24 protein-coding genes are annotated in these 21383 nt (G+C 52.1%); all 24 read right to left on the reverse strand.

Annotation, left to right across the window (positions count from 1 at the left end; genetic code table 11):
- Positions 1-3: 3 nt before the first annotated feature.
- The 24 genes from ET33_RS03175 to fliQ all read right to left on the reverse strand — a co-directional run bounded on the left by ET33_RS03175 (position 4) and on the right by fliQ (position 21381).
- Positions 4-1146 (reverse strand): 1-deoxy-D-xylulose-5-phosphate reductoisomerase, encoded by a 1143-nt coding sequence (locus ET33_RS03175; RefSeq protein WP_081890190.1) that lies wholly within the window; start codon positions 1144-1146, stop codon positions 4-6.
- A gap of 23 nt (positions 1147-1169) precedes the next feature.
- A complete protein-coding gene (locus tag ET33_RS03180) occupies positions 1170-1958 on the reverse strand; it encodes a phosphatidate cytidylyltransferase (protein ID WP_036676376.1) in 789 nt (262 codons plus the stop codon).
- Between the two features lie 71 nt (positions 1959-2029).
- Complete coding sequence (locus ET33_RS03185; protein WP_036676381.1) at positions 2030-2797, reverse strand: isoprenyl transferase; 768 nt, start codon at positions 2795-2797, stop codon at positions 2030-2032.
- A 59-nt stretch (positions 2798-2856) separates the two neighbouring features.
- Positions 2857-3411: a ribosome recycling factor gene (frr, locus tag ET33_RS03190; protein WP_036676384.1), complete on the reverse strand. Its 555-nt coding sequence runs from the start codon at positions 3409-3411 to the stop codon at positions 2857-2859.
- 3 nt (positions 3412-3414) lie between these two features.
- Positions 3415-4140 (reverse strand): UMP kinase, encoded by a 726-nt coding sequence (gene pyrH / locus ET33_RS03195; RefSeq protein WP_010491262.1) that lies wholly within the window; start codon positions 4138-4140, stop codon positions 3415-3417.
- A gap of 97 nt (positions 4141-4237) precedes the next feature.
- A complete protein-coding gene (gene tsf / locus ET33_RS03200) occupies positions 4238-4888 on the reverse strand; it encodes a translation elongation factor Ts (RefSeq protein WP_010491263.1) in 651 nt (216 codons plus the stop codon).
- A gap of 94 nt (positions 4889-4982) precedes the next feature.
- Positions 4983-5681, reverse strand: coding sequence for a 30S ribosomal protein S2 (gene rpsB, locus ET33_RS03205; protein WP_025850723.1), 699 nt, complete (start codon positions 5679-5681; stop codon positions 4983-4985).
- A 251-nt stretch (positions 5682-5932) separates the two neighbouring features.
- Complete coding sequence (locus ET33_RS03210; RefSeq protein ID WP_036676386.1) at positions 5933-6442, reverse strand: hypothetical protein; 510 nt, start codon at positions 6440-6442, stop codon at positions 5933-5935.
- Positions 6435-7028: a hypothetical protein gene (locus tag ET33_RS03215; protein ID WP_051775081.1), complete on the reverse strand. Its 594-nt coding sequence runs from the start codon at positions 7026-7028 to the stop codon at positions 6435-6437. The genes ET33_RS03210 and ET33_RS03215 overlap by 8 nt, the downstream gene beginning before the upstream one ends.
- Positions 7029-7058: 30 nt before the next feature.
- Positions 7059-7391: a hypothetical protein gene (locus tag ET33_RS03220; RefSeq protein WP_036676388.1), complete on the reverse strand. Its 333-nt coding sequence runs from the start codon at positions 7389-7391 to the stop codon at positions 7059-7061.
- Positions 7392-7430: 39 nt separating this feature from the next.
- A complete protein-coding gene (locus tag ET33_RS03225; protein ID WP_036676392.1) occupies positions 7431-8840 on the reverse strand; it encodes a DUF342 domain-containing protein in 1410 nt (469 codons plus the stop codon).
- Positions 8841-8863: 23 nt separating this feature from the next.
- Complete coding sequence (locus ET33_RS03230) at positions 8864-9646, reverse strand: FliA/WhiG family RNA polymerase sigma factor (RefSeq protein WP_036676395.1); 783 nt, start codon at positions 9644-9646, stop codon at positions 8864-8866.
- A gap of 18 nt (positions 9647-9664) precedes the next feature.
- Entirely contained in the window at positions 9665-10081 is a 417-nt protein-coding gene (locus ET33_RS03235; protein ID WP_036676397.1) for a hypothetical protein, read from the reverse strand.
- 4 nt (positions 10082-10085) lie between these two features.
- On the reverse strand, positions 10086-10580 hold the full coding sequence (locus ET33_RS03240) for a chemotaxis protein CheD (protein ID WP_036676400.1): 495 nt from the start codon (positions 10578-10580) through the stop codon (positions 10086-10088).
- A complete protein-coding gene (locus ET33_RS03245) occupies positions 10577-11197 on the reverse strand; it encodes a chemotaxis protein CheC (protein WP_010491272.1) in 621 nt (206 codons plus the stop codon). Before ET33_RS03245 ends, ET33_RS03240 begins: the two co-directional genes overlap by 4 nt.
- A 5-nt stretch (positions 11198-11202) precedes the next feature.
- Complete coding sequence (locus ET33_RS03250) at positions 11203-11664, reverse strand: chemotaxis protein CheW (protein WP_036676403.1); 462 nt, start codon at positions 11662-11664, stop codon at positions 11203-11205.
- Positions 11665-11715: 51 nt separating this feature from the next.
- Entirely contained in the window at positions 11716-13773 is a 2058-nt protein-coding gene (locus tag ET33_RS03255; RefSeq protein ID WP_036676406.1) for a chemotaxis protein CheA, read from the reverse strand.
- Positions 13774-13821: 48 nt separating this feature from the next.
- Entirely contained in the window at positions 13822-14937 is a 1116-nt protein-coding gene (locus tag ET33_RS03260; protein ID WP_036676408.1) for a protein-glutamate methylesterase/protein-glutamine glutaminase, read from the reverse strand.
- Between the two features lie 54 nt (positions 14938-14991).
- On the reverse strand, positions 14992-15861 hold the full coding sequence (locus tag ET33_RS03265; RefSeq protein WP_036676411.1) for a MinD/ParA family protein: 870 nt from the start codon (positions 15859-15861) through the stop codon (positions 14992-14994).
- Complete coding sequence (flhF, locus tag ET33_RS03270) at positions 15854-17152, reverse strand: flagellar biosynthesis protein FlhF (protein WP_036676414.1); 1299 nt, start codon at positions 17150-17152, stop codon at positions 15854-15856. The genes ET33_RS03265 and flhF overlap by 8 nt, the downstream gene beginning before the upstream one ends.
- A complete protein-coding gene (gene flhA / locus ET33_RS03275; RefSeq protein WP_036676417.1) occupies positions 17149-19182 on the reverse strand; it encodes a flagellar biosynthesis protein FlhA in 2034 nt (677 codons plus the stop codon). The genes flhF and flhA overlap by 4 nt, the downstream gene beginning before the upstream one ends.
- A 24-nt stretch (positions 19183-19206) precedes the next feature.
- On the reverse strand, positions 19207-20298 hold the full coding sequence (gene flhB, locus ET33_RS03280; RefSeq protein ID WP_036676421.1) for a flagellar biosynthesis protein FlhB: 1092 nt from the start codon (positions 20296-20298) through the stop codon (positions 19207-19209).
- Positions 20299-20316: 18 nt separating this feature from the next.
- Positions 20317-21099 carry a flagellar biosynthetic protein FliR gene (gene fliR / locus ET33_RS03285; protein WP_036676423.1) on the reverse strand — a complete coding sequence of 261 codons (783 nt, stop codon included), beginning with the start codon at positions 21097-21099 and terminating at the stop codon, positions 20317-20319.
- A gap of 12 nt (positions 21100-21111) precedes the next feature.
- On the reverse strand, positions 21112-21381 hold the full coding sequence (gene fliQ / locus ET33_RS03290) for a flagellar biosynthesis protein FliQ (RefSeq protein ID WP_036676425.1): 270 nt from the start codon (positions 21379-21381) through the stop codon (positions 21112-21114).
- Positions 21382-21383 lie beyond the last annotated feature (2 nt).

A 21383-nucleotide genomic window follows, 5' to 3' on the forward strand; every position in this document is an offset into this window, starting at 1 on the left:
ATTTTAGTCCAAGTTTTGCGCCTCTTCCCGGGCCCACCGATCGATCTCCAGGATGGCGGACAAATCCGGGGCCGGGACTGGGGAATGCTTGTCCATTACCTTGGCAATCACCTCTTCGATAGCCAGGAATGAAATTTTCCCTTTCAAGAACCGGTCGACGGCAACTTCGTTGGCCGCATTGTACACGGTAGGCATGGAGCCGCCCGTCCGTCCGCTTTCGTACGCCATCCGCAGACACGGATACCGGTCGAAATCCATCTCGCGAAACTGCAGCTTCCCGACATCGGATAAACGCAAACGTTCGGAAGGCGTCGCCATCCGGTCTGGATAAGTCAGAGCGTACTGAATCGGCACCCGCATATCCGGCATCCCCAACTGGGCGATGATGCTGTAGTCGACGTACTCGACGAATGAATGAATAATGCTTTCGGGATGAATCAGCACTTCAATCTGGTCGTACGGCAAACCGAACAGCCAGTGGGCTTCGATTACTTCCAGCCCTTTGTTCGCCATCGTCGCCGAGTCGATCGTGATTTTCGCGCCCATCGACCAATTCGGATGCTTGAGCGCATCTTCAACCGTTACGTCAGTAAGCTCTTCCCGGGTGCGGTCGCGAAACGATCCCCCGGAAGCGGTTAGCGTAATTTTATGTATTCGGTCCCGTGATTCTCCGTTTAAGCATTGGAATATCGCGGAATGCTCGCTATCGACCGGAAGCAAAGCGACGCCGCGGCGCTGCGCCAATTCCGTCACGAGATGGCCTGCGCTCACCAACGTCTCCTTGTTGGCAAGACCAATGTGCTTGCCCGCGTCGATCGCCGCCAGCGTCGGCTTAAGTCCTTGGCTGCCCACAATAGCGGTGACGACTAGCTCGGCATCGGTGCCTGCCGCTATTTCGTGCAGCCCCTCTTCACCGTATAGCACCTGAACGTCCGATTTCGCTGCCGAACGCAGCTGCTCCGCCGCTTCCTTCGTCGCAACGGATACTTTGCGGGGACGAAAGCGCTCGATTTGCTCCAGCAGGAGCGGGATATTATAACCGCCGGCGAGCCCTTCCACCTCGAAACGTTCCGGGTAATGCGATATGACATCCAAGGTCTGGGCTCCAACGGAACCGGTCGACCCCAGAATACTGACTTTTTTCACCAACGTTCACCTCGGGGCAATAGTTATACGTGCGGGAGCAAAGCCGCTAAATGAAGGAACGGAAACACGATCAGCCAGCTATCGGTCCGATCAAGCACGCCGCCATGTCCCGGCAGGATCGTTCCCGTATCCTTAATGCCCTTCACCCGCTTATAAGCGGATTGGATCAAGTCGCCCATCTGGCCGACAATCGCAATGACGAGTCCGATCCAAATCGCTTGCGCAAAGCTAAGCAGGTCCGGACGGTACCAGGCAAAGCCGAGTGCAACGACAACGGACAACGCCGTGCCGCCGATAGCTCCCTCGACGGACTTCTTTGGACTAATGGTAGGCCAGAGCGGTGTTTTTCCAATCATCGATCCAGTAAAATACGCCCCGGAATCCGTTGACCAAATACACAGAAATACGAGCAGTGTCCAATAAAGCCCGTTCTCGGCCAACCAGCGCGTCTCCACCATGTAATGAAAGCCGATACCGACGTACACCATGCCCAAAAATGCCGTAGTCACATGATCGATCGTAATCTTGTTCTTCGAAATAACGGTAACGGCCAATAAAACAAACATAAACAACCAAATCAAGCGCTCTATCGAAATCCCTGCCTCCTGCCACGGCACGACAAGGCCAATCACTCCTAAAGAGCCTAAAAGCGAGATCGTTTTGTTCTTGTTAAGACCGTTCATCCGTAAAAACTCGTCGTATCCGATCAGCGACAAGACCAGAATTAACCCGGCAAACCAATAGCCTCCCAAATACAACAGGATGAAAAAGGCGAGCCCTGCCACGACTCCTGTGACAATTCGCTGCTTCAAATCGATTCCTCCATCGTTTATGCTGGCAGACGGACATAAGCCGAACTGCCACTACCTGTTGTCAACGGCCGCTATAAACCGCCGTATCTTCTGGCGCGGCGCTGGTATTCCCCAATAGCGTCATAGAAATGCGGCTCTGTAAACTCAGGCCAGGCCAGATCTGTAAAATAAAGTTCCGAATAGGCTAGCTGCCAAAGCATGAAGTTGCTAATCCGAAGCTCTCCGCTGGTGCGTATCAGAAGATCGGGGTCCGGGAGCGGATCGGTTAACAAATATTTGGAGAAAAGCGCCTCGTCCACTTCGTCCGCGGCCACTTTATTTTCTTTCATATCCTGTGCGAGCCGCTGAATGCCCTTGAGCATTTCTTTGCGGCTTCCGTAATTCAGCGCAAAGTTCAAAATAAGGCCGGTATTATGTTTCGTTTGATCGATCGCGTCCTGAACCGCTTTCAGCGTGTAATCAGGCAGTCCTTCCGGCCAGCCCGTCATACGGATCTGGACGTTATTCGCAATCAGTTCGCCGATTTCTTTCGGAAAAAATTCCATCGGCAGCTTCATCAAGTAGTCGACTTCTTCCTTCGGTCTTTTCCAATTTTCCGTGGAAAAAGCGTACATCGTCAGCACCTTCACACCGATGCTGTTTGCGGCCATCGTAATTTTTTTTACGTTTTTCATACCTGAATGGTGGCCTGCCACCCGCGGCAGTCCCCGCTTTTGTGCCCATCGGCCATTACCGTCCATGATGACGGCCACATGGTTCGGAATGTTGTCCGCATCCAGCTTGAGAGCGGCTTGCTCTCCTTCCGGTTTGCTTCCAAACCATTTTCTGAATGACATCATGTCTGAATCCCCCATCAGGAAAGACTAAAAGCCCCCTCGAATAAGGGGGTCTTTACCGGTTACACTTCCATGATTTCTTTTTCTTTGGCAGCCAATACTTTGTCGACTTCCGCGATATGCTTGTCCGTAAACTTCTGGATGTCGTCCTGGTGACGGCGGGACTCGTCTTCCGATATGCCCGTTTTCTCCAGTTTTTTGATATCGTCGTTCGCGTCGCGGCGGATGTTACGGATCGCCACTTTCGCTTCTTCACCGAACTTGCGCGTCATTTTGACGAGCTCGGCTCGGCGTTCTTCCGTCAATGCCGGAATGACGATACGGATCGCGCTGCCATCGTTGGAAGGCGTCAATCCGAGATCGGATTTCATAATTGCTTTTTCGATAGCGGCAACCGAGCTTTTGTCCCACGGCTGAATCATCAGCGTACGGGAATCCGGCGTATTGATGTTCGCCAGCTGGTTTACCGGTGTCATAGAGCCGTAATATTCGACTTGAACGCGATCCAGCAGAGCAGGGGTCGCCCGCCCCGCACGAAGCGAAGCCAGCTCCTTCTTCAGCGCGCCGATCGCTTTCTCCATGCGTTCTTCCGCACTTTTTTTAATGGATTGCGGCATAGATTACACACTCCCTTTTACGATCGTGCCGATCTTCTCCCCAACTACGACGCGCTTGATATTGCCGCTTTCCGTAATAGAGAAGACGACCAGCGGAATATTGTTGTCCATGCATAAGGAGGATGCGGTCGAGTCCATAACGCCAAGGTTTTTGTTAAGCACTTCGAGGTAGGTCAGCGTTTCGAATTTTTGCGCGGTAGCGTCCTTGAATGGATCGGCCGTGTAGACGCCGTCCACTTTGTTTTTCGCCATCAAGATCACTTCCGCTTCGATTTCGGCTGCTCTAAGCGCCGCGGTCGTATCCGTCGAGAAATACGGATTGCCCGTTCCTGCCGCAAAAATGACAACCCTGCCCTTTTCCAAGTGCCGGATCGCTCTTCTGCGGATGTACGGTTCTGCAACCTGCTGCATCGTGATGGACGTTTGTACTCGTGTCGGTACGCCGATCGTTTCCAGCGCATCCTGCAGCGCCAGCGAGTTCATCACCGTAGCCAGCATACCCATGTAGTCTGCGGTTGCCCGGTCAATACCTTTTGCACTTCCGGCAATGCCGCGCCAGATGTTGCCGCCGCCAACGACGATGGCGACCTCCACCTGAAGATCCACTACTTCCTTCACCTGCTGGGCGATGGACGAAATCATCTCGGAGTCGATGCCGTAACCTTGCTGTCCGGCTAACGCTTCTCCGCTTAATTTCAAAATGACTCTTTTATAAATCGGACGTTCCAAGCTCCAACCCCTCCATTTCGATCAGACCGCTAAAGCTTTCTTTTAAAAAACAAGGAACACAGCGTGTTCCTCGTTACCTTGCATTTATCATGTTGAATTACAGTTTAACTTGGGACATAACTTCTTCAGCGAAGTTTTCTTGTTTCTTCTCCAGGCCTTCTCCGAGCTCGAAACGCACGAAGCGGCGGATCGACAAGTTTTCGCCGATCGTTGCGATGTTTTCTTTCAGCACTTCTTCTACGGTTTTGTCCGGGTCTTTTACGAAAGGCTGCTCAAGCAAGCAGTATTCCTCGTAGTATTTTGCCAGACGGCCTTCGACGATTTTCTCGACGATTTTTTCCGGCTTGCCTTCGTTCAGCGCTTGGTTCGTCAAGATTTCGCGCTCTTTGTCCAGCGCTTCTTGCGGAACTTCATCACGGCGAAGGAATTTCGGGTTGGAAGCTGCGATGTGCAAAGCAACGTCGCGAACGAACGTTCTGAACTGCTCGTTTTTCGCAACGAAGTCGGTTTCGCTGTTTACTTCAACCAATACGCCGATTTTGCCACCGGCGTGAATGTAGGACTCGATCATACCTTCCGTTGCGATCCGGCCTGCTTTGTTGGCTGCCGCGGAAAGACCTTTTTCACGCAAAATTTCGGCAGCTTTTGTCAAGTCGCCGTTCGCTTCTTCCAATGCTTTTTTACAATCGAGCATGCCTGCTCCTGTTTTGTCACGCAATTCTTTTACTGCTGCTGCACTTACTGCCATGATTTGGCCTCCTTGGAATGTGATATGTATTCCCAAAAAAAGGGCGGTGAAAGGATTTTGCACCTTTAAACCACCCTTTCTCGTATTCAATGCATTAAGCTGAAGTCTCTTCGCCTTGGTGAGCTTCGATAACCGCGTCGGCAATTTTAGCCGTCAACAGTTTCACGGCACGGATTGCGTCGTCGTTACCCGGGATCACGTAGTCGATTTCGTCCGGATCGCAGTTCGTGTCTACGATACCGACGATCGGAATACCAAGCTTGCGTGCTTCCGCAACGGCAATGCGCTCTTTGCGCGGGTCGATGACGAACAGTGCGCTTGGCAGACCTTTCATATGGGAGATACCGCCCAAGAACTTCTCAAGACGATCTTTTTCTTTGCGAAGAATGATAACTTCTTTTTTCGGCAGCACTTCGAACGTGCCGTCTTGTTCCCATTTTTCCAGCTCGTGCAAACGGTTGATCCGCTTTTGGATCGTTTGGAAGTTAGTCAGCGTACCGCCGAGCCAACGTTGGTTGATGTAGTACATTCCGCAGCGCTCAGCTTCTTCTTTAACCGAATCTTGAGCTTGCTTTTTCGTACCTACGAACAAGATCGTGCCGTTCTCTGCGGCTACGGACTTGACGAAGTTATAAGCTTCCTCAACTTTTTTGACCGTTTTTTGCAGGTCGATGATGTAAATTCCGTTTCTTTCGGTGAAGATGTATCGATCCATTTTCGGGTTCCAACGACGGGTTTGGTGACCGAAGTGTACCCCAGCTTCGAGCAGCTGTTTCATGGAGATAACTGCCATCCTCACGCACCTCCTCTAAATTGGTTTTTTGTGGTTTCCTCCGTCGATCGCATCTCCCGGTAAAACTCCTTGACCAAGACGCTTAAGAAAGCATCTGTTGAAGCCAGTGGGAGCACCATTACCGGAATTAACCGACGTGTGGTTTTTAACACCGAGAATTACTATACCATAACTGACAACCGTATGCAACACCCGCGGCAGTTCGACGGAAAAAGACAAAGTCAGACCCCGCCCGCCCGAGTCTGATCGTTTTAGGGTGTCGTTAAATTGGCGATAACTTGCGGCAGCTCTTGAGCCCCCTTGAATATATGCAAGCCGGAGATGATCTTATCGTTCATCTGCTTTTGTTTCATCGCATCTACAAAGGCGGTCCTGTCGGCAATAACGCCGCTCTGCTGCAGCAAATCGGCAACCTGGGCCGCAGTCATGCCTTTGGAGACATAAATGTATGTTTCCTTATCTGACGCGGCAGACTGCGGCTGTGCGGCTTGCTTGTCTCTCTCTTCTTTCAGCTTCTGCGCGATCATGGCATCGACCTGCGGCTGGTCGTACAGCTTTTGACTTTTGTCATACACATTAAAATAGGTAGAAGCAACTTCCTTAAGCCGGACGCGGTCCATCTCCTCGGGCGCCTGTCCTGCCGCGGGCTGCTTGGAAGCGGCGCTACTGGACGGAGCAACCGCATTCATCAGCTGAAGCAGAACGGCACCCAAAATCAAACCGGTGCCGAGCCCGTACAGAAGCGATTTGTTCTTAAGCATTCGACCGTTCCTCCTGTTTGGCAAGCTGCAGGATCAGACTGATTTCCCCTTTGTTCATGCCCAGCTTCTTGGCGATATAGTCCGTCGATTTGCCGGACTCGTACAGTCCGAACAGCTCGGCGTAGCGCTCCTTCATATTCATCGCAGCTTTGTTCGCTGCTTCCGGCTGCGTGTCGGGTACGGCGGACTCCGTATCGGCCTGCGATACCGCAGCCCCAGCGCTAGCTCCCAACGCCTCCCCCTGCTTCGACACGTTCGCTTGAAGGGACAGGCGCCGCTGCTCCTCCGAGAACGTCAGGCGGCCCAGTTCGTGCCGTAACTCCTGACATTGCTTTTCCAGCGTTTCCACACGCGAGGTCAGTTTAGCCGTATGCTCCTCGTACGTTTGTTTCGTCCCGGAGAACAGCTCGATCAGCGCTTTGTTCTGCTCCTCAAGCTCCATAGCCAAGTGATCCATCGCCTGCTCCATCTCTTTTACGATGGCGCCGTCAGGCTTGGCCGCCCCTTCGGATTTTCGCGGGATAATCTTTGCATAGACCACGATTAGAAGCCCGACCAGCACGATGTATATCCAAGGTTGGTCCAATTGCATTCACCTAGTTTCACAGCAAAATAGTTATAAGGTCAAGTCGATATGATGTCCCTTGTACGGATGCTCCGGTCCGGTGCTGCCCTGCGCCTGTTTGGCTTCCTCGGCCGACTTATTCGCCCCACCGCCGCCTCGGGGGTCCCGTTCGCCCGAACGGCCCGACTGATCGTCTTTGATCGAAGCTTGACTGGTCTCCTCCGTCTTGGCACTGACCTGACGGTCTTTTATCATCGACTTCTCGTTGGAGCTGTTCAGCATGGCCTGGTCTTCCACTCGCTTTTGCACCATTTGATGCTGCTTCAGACCGGCTTCGTCGTTCTTATGAAGCGCAAACTGCATTTCAACCGGTTTCATGCTCACCGGCATCCCCTCCTTCGAGCTGTACGCGTACGTCAGCCTTTATACGATAGGAAGCATCGCGATATCTCCGTCGATCAATTGAAACCTAACGCGGGGAGAAGTATCTTTAATGAATTTGGTATATCGGCCAATCACGATTTTCGTTCCGCTGTAGGCGTTGGAAATGACTTCGACCTTTGCTTTTTCCGAGTCTTCAAGCGATTTTTCAATTTCCAGCATTCGCTCCCTGGAGCTCGTAATTTCTTCCGTAACCTGTTTCTTGGTGTGGTTCAGCTTAACCCGCATCGCCACTTTGTCCGGCCCAAGCTGTCCCGTGGCTGCCAATTGGTCGAGAAGCACGAGCGCTTTATCCGTTTTGTCCAGGTTCTCGCTCAAGGCTCTTTGTTGAATGCGAAGCTGCTGAAGCTCATTGCGGAGCTCCGGAATGACGCCGACTTCGATGACCGTGGCCGTCGACATGGAGTTGCCGATCGTTCGGGCAATAACCACGTCGCCCGCTTGAATCATTCCTCCGACAATCAGTCCCTTGGTGCCTTTGCATACAACTTGTTTACCGGCGCGCACCTGAGAGTGCATAATGCTCTGGCTGACCAGCACTTCCTCACCCGCATAGATGTTGGCATCCTGGATGAAAGAGCTTTTTACCCGTTTTCCGGCACGGATCGTTCCTTTGTTATGCCCAAGGATTCCCGCGCTGATCTCGATGGAGCCCTCCGCCTCCAAGTCTGCGGCGTCCACGCTGCCCGTAATGCGGATATCTCCCGCCGCTTTGATGCGAAAGCCCGGCAGAACGTTGCCGCGGATGACGACGGACCCGACAAAATCAATATTTCCGACATTATAGTCGACATCCCCGTTCACTTCGAAGATCGGAAAAACATTGATTTTATCCCGGTCCGTCTTGGTAACCATTCCGTCAATGGCAGCGTAAATGGCCGTCTGCTCCGGGTCGGTCACAACATTTTTGCCGAGCTTCAAACGCGCATCCTTCCCGTCCTTCGCAAAAAGCGTTTCCCCGGTTACCGCGCGTCCCGGGACGCCTAAGGCAGCCGGAATTTTTTGGGCGATCAATTGCCCCTTTTTCACGTTATGAATCGTAGTCACTTCTTTGTAATCGACCTTGCCGTCCTCCAGCTCAGCCGGGCGCTTGGATTTGTCGTCCAAATCGTACATCAACTGGACACGCCCGTCCTGACCGTTCTTCGGCGCATCGCCTTTTGCGATTACTGTCTGGGAGAAGAAGAAAGCCTTCGGATCGTCTACGATTGCGGCGATTTTCTCCTCATCTATCCCGTATACGATGTGATACGAGGCAATCAATTCCATAAGCTGTCCTTTGGAGACGCGGAACGAATCCTCGCAATTCGCAAACTTGAGGTAAGCGAACAGCTTGTCGTCGGACAACGAAATATCCATATAATAGCTGAGCGGCATCGCCAGATCGGCCATCATTCTCCCCACTTTCCGACCCCTTAGTCATAAAATAGCTGCGACTTATGACGGCTCAAAGAACCTTTTAACCGCAGAATCGCTTTTGAGTGCAGCTGTGATATTCTGGATGGGGAAAGATTCATGACTTCGGCGATCTCGCTTAAAGACAATTCTTCGTAGTAAAAGAGGGATACGACAGTCCGCTCTTTTTCCGTCAACCGTTCGATAGCTTTAGCTAACGTTTCCTTTAAATATACTTCATTTACTTTGGATTCTGGACTTTTCGCCTTTTCGTCAATCAACAAAGAAAGCCGCGTCTCCGAATCTTCCTCCCGGATAGGATCATCGATCGAACAGACGGTCGTCACTGCGATTTCCTGGACCATCTGTTGAAACTCCTGCTCGCTGACATCCAGATAAGAGCTCATTTCGCTATCGGTTACGGAACGCAAATATTGCTGTTCGAGCTTTTGATAAGCGTCCTCGATCTTCTTGGCCTTCTCCCTCACGGAACGAGGAACCCAGTCGCCTTGACGGAGCCCGTCGATCATCGCCCCGCGAATGCGCCAGGAGGCATACGTTTCAAATTGCAGTCCCCGCTCGTAGTCGAACTTTTCGATGGCATCGATCAAGCCCATAATACCGCAGCTGGATAAGTCTTCTTTCGAAACGTTTTTAGGCAGACCGATGGAAAGACGACCCGAAACGTAATCGACCAACGGCAAATACGTTTCGATGAGCGCCTGCTTCGCTTTCAACTGTCTGTCTTCTCTCCATTGCTTCCAAACATCGATATTCGCCAAATGGGATTTTTGCGCGATCATGACAGATAGTCACCATCCTTATTCTTCAGACATTCGGCGAACCGCCTGTGCCAATTCGTCAGGAATCCCTTGTATCTTCGTTGACAGCTTCGGCGGATTCAGCGGGGAAAAATCGGTATCAGCAGTTTCCTTCGGACCCGGCGACGGTTTCAACATCTGATGCAGCTCCGCATCCTGATCGGGCGTTACAACATCGACCGCCGTCCCTTTAAGCTCATCCTCTTCTTCCAAATGCTCAGGAATCGGAGCGCCCGCGAATCCGGCAACCGTGCCAAGCAACCAGCGGAACAAAAATACGATTACAAACATCAGGACAAAGCTGTAGAAGCTGCGAATCAAGGTAGTCAGCCAAATATTGTCGGTTATCGACAATGCAAAGGTAATGACGAATGCTGCGGCTCCTACAATAAAGTTCCAACGTATCGATCCGATCATAGGTTTACAGTTCCTTCACTCCGTGTTGTACGCTGCGAATCATAAGCATACCGGATTCGCAGTCGAATTCGATGGTTCGCCCGTAATTGCCGCCGGTATCTTCGGCAATAATCGGGATCTTGAAACGTCCGAGCATTTCCTTGCAGGACTCGACATTCCGCGGTCCGATCCGCATCGTGTCCGATTGGGAGCCGAACGAGAACATTTGTGCGCCTCCGGCCATTTTGGCAACCATGTGCTTCACTTGAGCCCCTAGATCCTCCATCTGGCGAATCATTTCGGGGATCGCCGTATCGGCATATTTCGCGATGTTCAGCTTTCCTTCTCTGGCAATATCCGAGGTCGGCAGCATGACGTGGGCCATTCCGGCTACTTTGGCCTTGGCATCGAACAAGGTAACGCCCACGCAGGAACCGAGCCCCGTCGTTTTGAGCACACCGGTCAAGTGAGCGACGTTCAGGTCAGCCATTCCTACTTTAATCAGATTGTCTTGGATCATGGAGTATGCACTCCCAAAGCAACGAAAATACGTTCGAAGGACTCTGGGTCTGGGATGAGGAAGAAATGCCCTTCCACCTCGTCGCTTCCGTCGAGAAACTTCGTGTCGATCAAGAGCGCCTGATCTCCCATTTGACCGAACTGGAGCAGGCCGTAGCTCAGAATCGCTCCCGCCATATCAATCGCAAGCGAAGGAACGGTAGGCTGCATGTTCAGCTGTGTGAAATCCGCCAGCGACGATAAGTACGAGCCTGCCAAAATGTTCCCGATCTCGTTAAGCGCAGACAACTCCATTTCGGAGTACTCTTCGCCCTCCACCGCGTCCATTCCGACCAAGTTGCGAAGAAGCTTCTTAGCCGGCTCGAACTTCAGGATAAAGAATAAGTTTCCCGGCGTTTCCCCTTCGACTCTCAGAAATATAGCGATAACAGCTTGTTCGGCTCCGCCTACGCTGTCCGCGATTTCCTCAAAAGGAACCATTCGCACTTTGGGCACAAGCATATCTACAGGCTTATCGAGCAGCTGCGAGAGTGCAGTAGCCGCATGTCCGGCACCGATATTTCCGACTTCCTTCAGCACGTCCATTTGAAAATCGGCAAAAGAATTAAATGCTTCCACTAGGCCTACTCCTCTACATTCTCCAGTTGAACGATCTCGCTCTTGGTCAATACTTCCTTCAGGTTCAGCAGCACAAGCAGCCGGCTTTCACCTACCTTGGCAATCCCGTGAAGGTACTTGGCCTTAATACCGCCTACGATTTCCGGCGGATCGTCGATATGATCCGAATCCACATCGATGACGTCGTTGGCCGAATCGACGATCAGGCCGACTTCGATGTCGCCGACCGCAACGATAATGATCCGCGAGTTGTCGGTATACTCGGTTTCCGGAAAACCGAAGCGGCCGCGCAAATCGATGACGGGGGTCACAACGCCGCGCAAATTGATGACGCCTTTGACGAATTCAGGCGTTTTCGGAACACGGGTCATCGGCTGCATCCGTTCAATGGTGCGAACCTTCTCGACCTCTACCCCGTATTCTTCCTTTCCTAAAGTAAACACGATGACTTTCAATTCTTCTCCCATACTCGCAGCCTCCTTAAGTTATCGCGTGAATGTAGCCGTCTTTGCGTCCCGCTATTTAATCAAGGCATTCGTATCGATAATTAACGCGACTTGTCCGTCTCCCAGAATGGTTGCGCCGGAAACCGCAAACAGCTTGGTCAAATATTTGCCTAACGTCTTCAGCACGATCTCCTGCTGGCCAATAAATTCGTCGACGACGAGCGCGGCCATTTTGTCGCCTTTGCGTATGATGACCACTTGCGTTTCGTTCTCGGAAATATTCGTTCCTCCCGGCACATCGAACAGATCGGCCAAGGATACGAGCGGGATGACCCCGGTACGGTACTCGACCATGCGATTGCCGTGAACCGAGCGAATCTGTTCTTGACGGACAGCCATCGTTTCCACAATGGAAGAAAGCGGAATAGCGTACTTCTCGTTATTGAGCCGGATCAGCATCGCCGAGATAATCGACAGCGTCAGCGGCAGCTGAACGGAAAATTTAGAGCCTTTCCCCCACGCCGAATCGAGTTGGACTTGTCCGCCGAGACTTTGAATCTTCGTTTTCACGACATCAAGTCCGACCCCGCGGCCGGAGATGTCCGATATTTTATCCGCCGTGCTGAAGCCGGAGGCAAAAATCAACTGATTGACCTCGTCATCCGTAATGCGCGCGGCTTGTTCCTTGGTCAAAACGTTGTTTTCCAGCGCTTTTTTCAGCACTTTGTCCCGGTTAATGCCGCGTCCGTCTTCCTCGATCTCGATAAACACATGGTTTCCGCTATGATACGCGCGCAGATGAATCGTTCCGGTCTCGGGCTTTCCGAGGGAAACGCGCTCGGCAGCCGGCTCCACGCCATGGTCGACGGCATTCCGAAGCAAATGCACCAACGGATCGCCGATTTCGTCGATGACCGTCCGGTCCAATTCGGTATCGGCGCCGGTGATGATCAGATCTACCTTTTTGTCCAGATTCTTCGCGACATCCCGGATCATGCGAGGGAAACGGTTGAAGACGGTATCGATCGGCACCATGCGCAGCTTCAGTACGATATTCTGCAAATCGCTGCTGACCCGGGACATATGCTCGACGGTTTCCGTCAATTCGCTGCGGCGAATTTCACTCGCAAGCTGCTCCAACCGTACCCGATCGATCAGCAGCTCGCTGAACAGGTTCATCAGCGTATCGAGCCGCTCGATGTCGACGCGGATCGTACGCCCGGCTACAGGGGCACCGCCGGCGGCAGGCGCTTTTTTGGCTTCCTGCTTCGGCGCTTCCTGCGTCGATGCGGCGGCAGTCTCAGCTTGAGCCTGTGCCTGTGCAGTTGCAGCGTTGGACCCGGAAGGCGGAGTCATAAGCTCCGTCAGTTTAGCCTGATCCAAAACGATAACGTCCACTTTATCGATTTCGGATACGCTCGCGACTTGCTTTTGCAGCTCATCGGTATCGATTTGAGATATGTAATAAACGACAAACGATTGATCAAATCGCTCCTGCTCGATATCTTCCACAGAAGGGTTGGATTTGATGACCTCCCCGTTCTGCTCAAGCACGTTGAATACCATATAAGCGCGCGCCGCTTTCAACACGCAATCTTGACGAACGGTTACTTCGAGGCGGAGCACAGGAATGCCCGCTTCGATGGACTGCTGAAGAATCGAATATTGAAATTCGTCAAGCTCTCCCCCGGCGAAAGTTGTCTCCGCCGCTTTGGCCGTCGCGCCTCTGGCTGCGCCACCCTTGGTGTAATCGCCCGAAACGATGGACTTCAGCGCGGCGACGATTTCGGTTACGTCTGCTTGACCTGTACCGCCTTGAATGATGTCCTCCACCATGGATTCCAAGGAATCCAGACTTTTGAACAGGCAGTCGAAAATAAACGAATCCATCTTCAGCTTATGGTTGCGGACGAGGTCCAGCACATTCTCCATCTCGTGAGTCAGTGACGCCAGATCCTCGAATCCCATCGTCGCCGACATCCCTTTCAACGTATGCGCCGACCGAAAAATATTTTGCACGATCGTGATGTCTTCCGGGCTGCTCTCCAGACTGAGGATCTGTTCGTTCATCGCTTGCAAGTGATCTCTCGACTCATCGATAAACATCGAGAGGTATTGATTCATTTCCATATCTACACCTCCATCATGGTAGTTGCTCTATCAAGGCTTACCCGGAAGTCAGGGCTCGCGGGCGACGGCTTGTACCAGCTTCGCGGTAATTTCCTGCTGGGGGAGCACATGCGTTACGCAATTCAGCTCCACCGCCGCGCGGGGCATCCCGTAAACGATGCAGGTGTCCTCCGATTCGGCGATCGTCGTTACGGCTCCGGATTGCTTCAGCGCCAGCATCCCTTTGGCTCCGTCGGAGCCCATACCGGTCATGAGCACGATGTGGCGTTTAAGCTCCCTCATCGGCAGCAGCGATTCGAAAAGCACGTCCACCGACGGCCGGTGTCCACCGCGCGGATCTTCTTTTGTCAGATGGATCTTGTAAGAATGGTTCCCATTGCGGGCTACGGTCATATGATAGCCGCCAGGGGCCACATAAGCGGTGCCGCTCTCCAGAATCATGCCGGCTTCCGCCTCAACCACCCGCAGCCTCGAAACGGAATCGAGCCGCTGCGCCAGCGACTTGGTAAAGTTAGGAGGCATATGCTGGACGATAACGACGGGAGCGGGAAAGTACTCCGGGAAATCGGACAACACCTGATGCAGCGCCCGAGGCCCTCCGGTCGAGGTGCCGATGGCGACGATATGTTCGAATCCAGCCGCACCTGTAGCGGGGCGCCGTTCCATTCTTGAGGCCGGTTCCGAGAACGGCCGAGGATCTTTCGGCACCTCCGGCGCTTTAGGCGACGGTTTGCTCAACGCGGAACGCGACAGCTTGCGCATGTTCGTTTTTACCGCGATGTGCAGTTTTTCGAGCAGCAGATGCTTGACTTTATGCAAATCGAGTGAAATCGAACCCGACGGTTTTCCGACGAAATCGACAGCCCCCCATTCGAGCGCTTTGATAGTCTCCGCCGCGCCTTCTTGGGTCAGACTGCTTAACATGATGACCGGAACAGGGTGCTCATTCATGATCGCGCGAAGCGCATCCAATCCGTTCATTTCCGGCATCTCAATATCCATAGTGACAGCATGGGGGTTCAACTTTTTGACCAGCTCGACGGCTTCCTTGCCGTTTTTTGCGGTTCCTACTACCCGCAGCGCCGGGTCCCCCGATATAAGGTCGGTGATGATTTTTCTCATAAAAACCGAATCATCCACCACGAGCACATCGTAAGGCTGCATACGTTTCACTCCTCTGCGTTGTGTCTGATTCTGAAGGTCGGAGGATGTTCTCTTTTATTTAAGCAGCTTAATCATTCGGTTCAAGAAGCCTTTGACCGCCCCCGAGCTCATGTCCGCCGGCTTTTGGTTCGCAATAAAATCATCGGTCAGATCATAGATCGATTTGGATGCGCCGCTCGACGGAAAAGCTACGGTAAAAGGCACCTGCTTTTTTACGGCTTTGGACACCGCAGCATCATCAAGCACGTAGCCGATGGTTGGAATGTCCAGATTCAAAAATTGCTTGGCGACCATACTGATCTTCTCGGCAGTTTGCCTGCCCTCCCGCCAATCGGTCACCCGATTGACGACCAGCCGGAAGCGAATGTCGTAATCCATCGAATTGACCATTTTTATAATGGCATACGCATCGGTAATCGAGGTCGGCTCCGGCGTCGTCACCACGATCGTTTCTTGTGCGGCAACGATAAACTTGAGCGTTTCTTTGGACAACCCGGCCCCCGTATCGAAAATGATAAAGTCCGCATGTCCGTTCAGCTGGCCGATTTGCTCTTGAAAATAATCCAATTGTTCCTCGGACAGCCGGATCAGGTCGTTGAAACCTGAGCCTCCTGCGATAAATTGCAAATCATTATAGCCCTTATGAATGATGTCCCAAATCGTCTTTTCTTTTTTCAACAAATGATACAAATTGTACTTCGGCGTAATTCCCATGAGCACGTCGATATTGGCCAGACCGATATCGGCGTCGAAAACAAGTACCTTAAACCCTTTTTTTTGAAGCGTAAGAGCAAAATTAAGTGTAAAGTTCGATTTGCCGACCCCGCCCTTACCGCTTGTAACAGCGAGAATGCGTGTCGGCTTCTCTGCGGAGTTGGCTCGATGCCTGATCAGATTCCGAAGCTCTTGTGCCTGATCATTCATGGTTGTTATCCTCCAGAATCCAATCGATCAGCTGCCTCTCGTTCAACTCCTCGATATCGTCGGGAACGCTCTGCCCGTTGGCGATATAAGAAGTCTGCAATCCGAAATCGCGGATGAGGTTAACGACGGCACCATACGAATTGGTCTCGTCCTTTTTCGTAAACAATACTTTATCTAATTTGAACTTGCTGAAGTTGTATGTAATGGCCTTCATATCTTTATATTTAGTCGTTAAGCTGAGTACCAGGAACGTCTCGCTCTTTCCTCCGGATTGAAGCAGCGCATTCAACTCCGAAACGTACATCTCGTTGCGGAAGTTTCGACCGGCCGTATCCATAAAAATAAGATCGCAGTCTTTCAAATTCTCGAGTGCTTTGTTCAAATCCAGTGGAGAAAAGACAACCTCAAGCGGCACGTTCAAAATGGTAGCGTACGTCTTAAGCTGCTCCACCGCGGCGATGCGGTACGTATCCGAGGTGATGAACCCGACCTTGCGGCGGTGCTTCAGCACTTGTTCGGCAGCCAGCTTGGCGATCGTCGTCGTTTTGCCGACGCCCGTAGGCCCGACAAAATGAGCGATTCGGGTATCGGAAGCGATCCCTTTGCCGCCCTGCGGCTGAAGCAGCGTCTGGAGCTGCGTCCGGAGAGAACGGACCGCGAATTCTTCCGTGGCCGGAACGCCTTCGGCTTCGGCTTCCTCCGCTACCCGGGCCAAAAGCTCCTGAACCATCTGCGAGTCGATCTCCTGATCGAGCAGCCGGCGCTCCAGTTCCATGAAGACCGGATCTTGGGCTGCCTCCGGCATACGCTGTGAAGAAAGCTTCTGCATCATTTCTTTCATCTGCTTGATCTCTTCAAGAAGCGTATCTTCCTTGGCTCTGCTGCTTACGGAAGCCGGCTGTGCCCCAGCAGGTGCAACCTGAATAGGCGGGCTTGGCGGGAGCACGTCCGGCACTTCGGGAAACGACAACGCCGGCTGTGCTTCCCGCTCCCGGTCTCGCTGCATCCCGTAAGCGGTAGCCGCAGCCGGACTGTTCACAAGCGAAGTCGCCGCCGGGGCGACCGGCTTCGCTAACGTAGCGGTCGCCGACTTGCCAGAAGCCGGCTGTCCGCTTCCGGCTGCGGAATCCGTGGCAGCGATCACTTCGATCTTTTTCTTCGAAAACATGCCGAGAAATCCGCCGGAACGAATTTCTTTCGTATTGATGATGACAGCGTCTTTCCCGAGGTCCGTGCGAATTTTTTGCAGGGCATCCGGCATGGAGTCTACGACATACCGCTTCACTCTCATAGATTGACAACCCCCATGCTCTGAATTTCAACGCTCGGTTCAAGCTCGCTGTAAGATAAAACCGGAATATCCTGCATCGTACGTTCAAGCAGCTGCCTCAAGTACATCCGAATAGTGGGCGAGGTGAGAACGATAGGCTGCTGCCCGGCTTGAAGCAGCTTGGTTACTTGATCGGTGACCTTTTGATATATCACTTGGCTGGACGTCGGATCGAGCGCGAGATAACTGCCCTGATCCGATTGCTGTACCGATTCCGCAATTTTTTTTTCGAGCGTCGGCCCGACGGTAATGACTTTCAGCGATTCGCCGCCGATCGTGTACTGCTGCGTAATTTGTCTGGATAACCCCTGCCGGACATATTCCGTCAGCACTTCCGGGTCCTTCGTATACGTGCCGTAATCGGCCAGCGTCTCCAGAATGGTGACGAGATCGCGGACGGATATTTTTTCACGAAGCAGCTTGACCAGCACTTTTTGCACGTCGCCGATCGACAGCACGTTCGGGATTAAATCGTCGACCAGCGCCGGGTGATGCTCCTTGACATTCTCGATAAGCGCCTTCGTTTCCTGGCGGCCCAGCAGCTCGTGAGCATGCTTCTTAATAATTTCCGTCAAATGTGTCGCGACGACGGATGGCGGATCGACCACTGTGTAACCGGAAAGCTCGGCCCGCTCTTTGGTCGGTTCGTCAATCCATAGCGCCGGCAGCCCGAAGGCCGGCTCCAGCGTATCGATCCCCGTAATCGAATCGTCGTCGATTCCCGGACTCATCGCCAAGTAGTGACCAAGTAGCAAATCGCCGCGTGCGACCGTGTTACCTTTAATTTTAATGACATATTCGTTCGGGCGCAGTTGAATGTTATCTCGAATCCGGATCACCGGTACGACGATTCCGAGCTCAAGCGCACACTGTCTGCGGATGAGAATAACGCGATCGAGCAAGTCGCCGCCCTGCTGCGTATCGGCCAGCGGGATGAGTCCGTAACCGAATTCGAATTCGATCGGATCGACCTGCAGCAAGCCGATGACACTTTCGGGGCTTCGTACTTCTTCGATTTGCTGTTCCTCCTCAAGCTGGACTTCAGCGGCTTGCTTGCGGTTCATTGTCTGCTGCATCTTATAAGCCGCGAATGCCAGCACGGCAGCGATCGGCAATGTCGTGATCAGATGGATCGGCGTGAAAATGCCCAGCGCCGTAATCGTTCCCGCTACAATATAAAGCAGCTTCGGATAAGAAAAGATTTGCGATGTCAAGTCGTGTGCCAAGTTTCCTTCGGATGCCGCCCTTGTCACGATAATCCCCGCTGCGGTAGAGATCAGCAGCGCCGGAATTTGGCTGACAAGACCGTCCCCGATCGTCAGGATCGAATACAGCGATCCCGCGTCCTTAAGTGACATCCCTTTCATCGCCATTCCGATAATCAAGCCGCCGATGATATTGATCAGCAGCATGATAATGCCGGCGATCGCATCGCCTTTGACGAATTTGCTCGCACCGTCCATCGCGCCGTAAAAGTCGGCCTCACGCGAAATTTTCTCGCGTCGTTCTCTGGCCTGCTGTTCGTTGATCAGCCCTGCGTTCAAATCCGCGTCGATACTCATCTGTTTCCCCGGCATCGCGTCGAGCGTAAACCGTGCGGCCACCTCGGCAACCCGCTCCGAGCCTTTGGTAATGACGATAAACTGCACCAGCACCAAAATGATAAAGACCACAAAGCCGACGACAATGTTGCCCTGGGCAACGAACGATCCGAAGGTACTGACCACGTTGCCCGCATCCCCATGGGCCAAAATGTTTCTGGTTGTCGATACGTTCAGCGCAAGCCGGAACAAGGTGGTGATGAGCAGGAGCGACGGAAAGATGGAGAACTGAAGCGCGTCCTGCGTGTTCATGCCGATCAAAATGATCATGAGAGCCGCCGATATGTTAATAATCAGCAGGACATCCAGCAACCATATCGGCAGCGGGACGACCATCATCATAACGATGCCGATCACGCCGATCAGCACGACCAGGTCTTTTGCTTTCATTGCAGGGTGTCCTCCCTTCCGGAATTAGTTCGCTTTTCCTTTAACTTTGTATACGTATGCCAGCACCTCGGCTACGGCCTGAAACATATCGGCCGGTATCGATTCTCCGATCTCAACCTGCGCGTATAAAGCGCGGGCGAGCGGTTTGTTTTCCATCGTTATGATGCCGTTATCCTTGGCAATCTGCCTTATCTTCAAGGCGATGTAATCGGTCCCCTTGGCGATAACAGTAGGCGCCTGCATTTTGGAGGCATCGTATTGAAGCGCGACGGCAAAGTGCGTCGGGTTCGTGATGACGACGTCCGCTTTAGGAACGTCCTGCATCATCCGCTGCAGTGCCATACGGCGCTGCTTCTCGCGGATTTTCCCTTTAATCAGCGGATCCCCTTCCGTTTTCTTATATTCGTCTTTAATATCCTGCTTGGACATCCGCAAGCTCTTCTCATGCTCGTAACGCTGATATATGTAATCCAAAATTGCCATGACGATCAAAATCAATCCGATTTTTATCCCCAACTGCAGTGTCAAGGAGGCCGTGAAAGCGATGATTTCTTCCAGCGGAAGCCGCGCGAGCTGCAATATATTGTCCTTTTCCGCCATTAGCGTCGAATACACAACAACGCCGATGACCGTCATCTTGAGCACCGATTTGAGAAAATCGACGACGGCCCGCATAGAGAACAACCGCTTTGCCCCTTCGAGAGGGTTAATTTTGCTAAACTTCATCATGAGCGGCTCGCCCGTAAACAAAAAGCCGATCTGCACATAATTTCCGACAACGCCGATGACCATCGAGATTAAAAAAATCGGACCGAGAATTAAAAACATCTGTGTAGCGATCTTTTCGAATAACACCATACTGTTATCCATGGTGACGTTCATATTGAGAAAGTCGATGAAGATCGAGCGAAACAAACCGACGAGTCGCTCTTTCATGTAGCCTCCGAACAAGAAAAACGATAAGAAGGAGAAAAACAAGATGAAGGCAGCCGGCACTTCCATGCTTTTGGCCACTTGCCCTTTTTTGCGGGCCTCTTGTTTTTTCTTAGGCGTCGCCGCTTCCGTTTTCTCTCCCGAGAACAATTGCAAATCCAGCTTTAAACGTAATGCAGCCACGGCCTGCCTCCTCACACGCTAACTGCCAGCGAACAATCCGAAAAACTTGGCCATCGTTTCCAGCATAGTCGAGAATTTCTCTTTGTAGATCAATTCGTAACCTGGAAACAAGAGAAGCAGCAGAATAAAACCAACGATAATCTTCACCGGAATCCCGATGACGAAAATGTTGAACTGCGGGGCTACCCGAGCGAGAAGCCCAAGACCGACATCGGTCAGAAACATCGCGACGACAAGCGGCGCCGCCATTTGAAAGCTAATCGCGAATACTTGAGAGAACGTCTTCAGCATAAAGTCCGAAAGCTGACCGTTATAATTTTTAACAAATAACTCGTTATTCAAAGGAATCCATTCATAGCTTCGCATAATTCCTTCAAGCAAGTAATGATGACCGTTGAAGCTTAAAAATAACAGCATGGCGATCATGTACTTCAGGTTACCCAGAATCGGACTTTGCGCTCCTGTCAGTGGATCGATCACGTTCGCTATACCGAACCCCATTTGAAGGTCGATGAACGCACCGGAAATCTGAACGACCTGAAAGAACATATACGCTATGAAACCAAGGCTTAGTCCCACAAACACTTCCCGGAAAACGGAAAGAATATACAGCGAATCCATAGCCACCGGCGTCGTCAGCCCGATGCTGAAGAACGTTATGAAAGCAACGAAAAACGATAGCCCCACCTTCAACTGCATCGGCACATTACGGGCCGCAAATACGGGAGCGATGACAAAAAACGAAGAAATCCGACAAAAAAACAACAAAAATCCGGGAAGAACCTGCAAAACCCACTCCATTTCACCCACAACCTATCCCACGTATTTATACAGGTTATTTAACAGATTATAGGTAAAATCAACGAGCGTCGTCAGTATCCAAGGACCGAATATAAGTATCGCAAGCAGCACAACGACGATTTTCGGAACAAAGGCAAGAGTCTGCTCCTGGATTTGCGTCGTCGCTTGAAACACACTGATGATCAAGCCGACCGTCAGCGCCAGCACCATCATCGGGGCGCTGGCTTTAAGCGTGGTGTATACCGCTTCTCCGGCCAATCTGATTACAAATTCCGAGCTCAATG

The sequence above is a fragment of the Paenibacillus tyrphae genome, from assembly GCF_000722545.1.
GTDB classification, from domain to species: Bacteria; Bacillota; Bacilli; order Paenibacillales; family NBRC-103111; genus Paenibacillus_G; species Paenibacillus_G tyrfis.

Coding starts and splice junctions, on each gene's coding strand:
- fliR (WP_036676423.1), bottom strand. CDS start 21,099: ATGGAGTGGGTTTTGCAGGTTCTTCCCGGATTTTTGTTGTTTTTTTGT.
- ET33_RS03210 (WP_036676386.1), bottom strand. CDS start 6,442: ATGCTTAAGAACAAATCGCTTCTGTACGGGCTCGGCACCGGTTTGATT.
- ET33_RS03265 (WP_036676411.1), bottom strand. CDS start 15,861: ATGAATGATCAGGCACAAGAGCTTCGGAATCTGATCAGGCATCGAGCC.
- ET33_RS03235 (WP_036676397.1), bottom strand. CDS start 10,081: ATGATCGGATCGATACGTTGGAACTTTATTGTAGGAGCCGCAGCATTC.
- tsf (WP_010491263.1), bottom strand. CDS start 4,888: ATGGCAGTAAGTGCAGCAGCAGTAAAAGAATTGCGTGACAAAACAGGA.
- ET33_RS03250 (WP_036676403.1), bottom strand. CDS start 11,664: ATGGGAGAAGAATTGAAAGTCATCGTGTTTACTTTAGGAAAGGAAGAA.
- ET33_RS03230 (WP_036676395.1), bottom strand. CDS start 9,646: ATGATCGCGCAAAAATCCCATTTGGCGAATATCGATGTTTGGAAGCAA.
- ET33_RS03255 (WP_036676406.1), bottom strand. CDS start 13,773: ATGGAAATGAATCAATACCTCTCGATGTTTATCGATGAGTCGAGAGAT.
- frr (WP_036676384.1), bottom strand. CDS start 3,411: ATGCCGCAATCCATTAAAAAAAGTGCGGAAGAACGCATGGAGAAAGCG.
- ET33_RS03240 (WP_036676400.1), bottom strand. CDS start 10,580: ATGATCCAAGACAATCTGATTAAAGTAGGAATGGCTGACCTGAACGTC.
- ET33_RS03185 (WP_036676381.1), bottom strand. CDS start 2,797: ATGATGTCATTCAGAAAATGGTTTGGAAGCAAACCGGAAGGAGAGCAA.
- ET33_RS03225 (WP_036676392.1), bottom strand. CDS start 8,840: ATGGCCGATCTGGCGATGCCGCTCAGCTATTATATGGATATTTCGTTG.
- rpsB (WP_025850723.1), bottom strand. CDS start 5,681: ATGGCAGTTATCTCCATGAAACAGCTGCTCGAAGCTGGGGTACACTTC.
- flhF (WP_036676414.1), bottom strand. CDS start 17,152: ATGAGAGTGAAGCGGTATGTCGTAGACTCCATGCCGGATGCCCTGCAA.
- ET33_RS03260 (WP_036676408.1), bottom strand. CDS start 14,937: ATGCAGCCTTACGATGTGCTCGTGGTGGATGATTCGGTTTTTATGAGA.
- flhA (WP_036676417.1), bottom strand. CDS start 19,182: ATGAAAGCAAAAGACCTGGTCGTGCTGATCGGCGTGATCGGCATCGTT.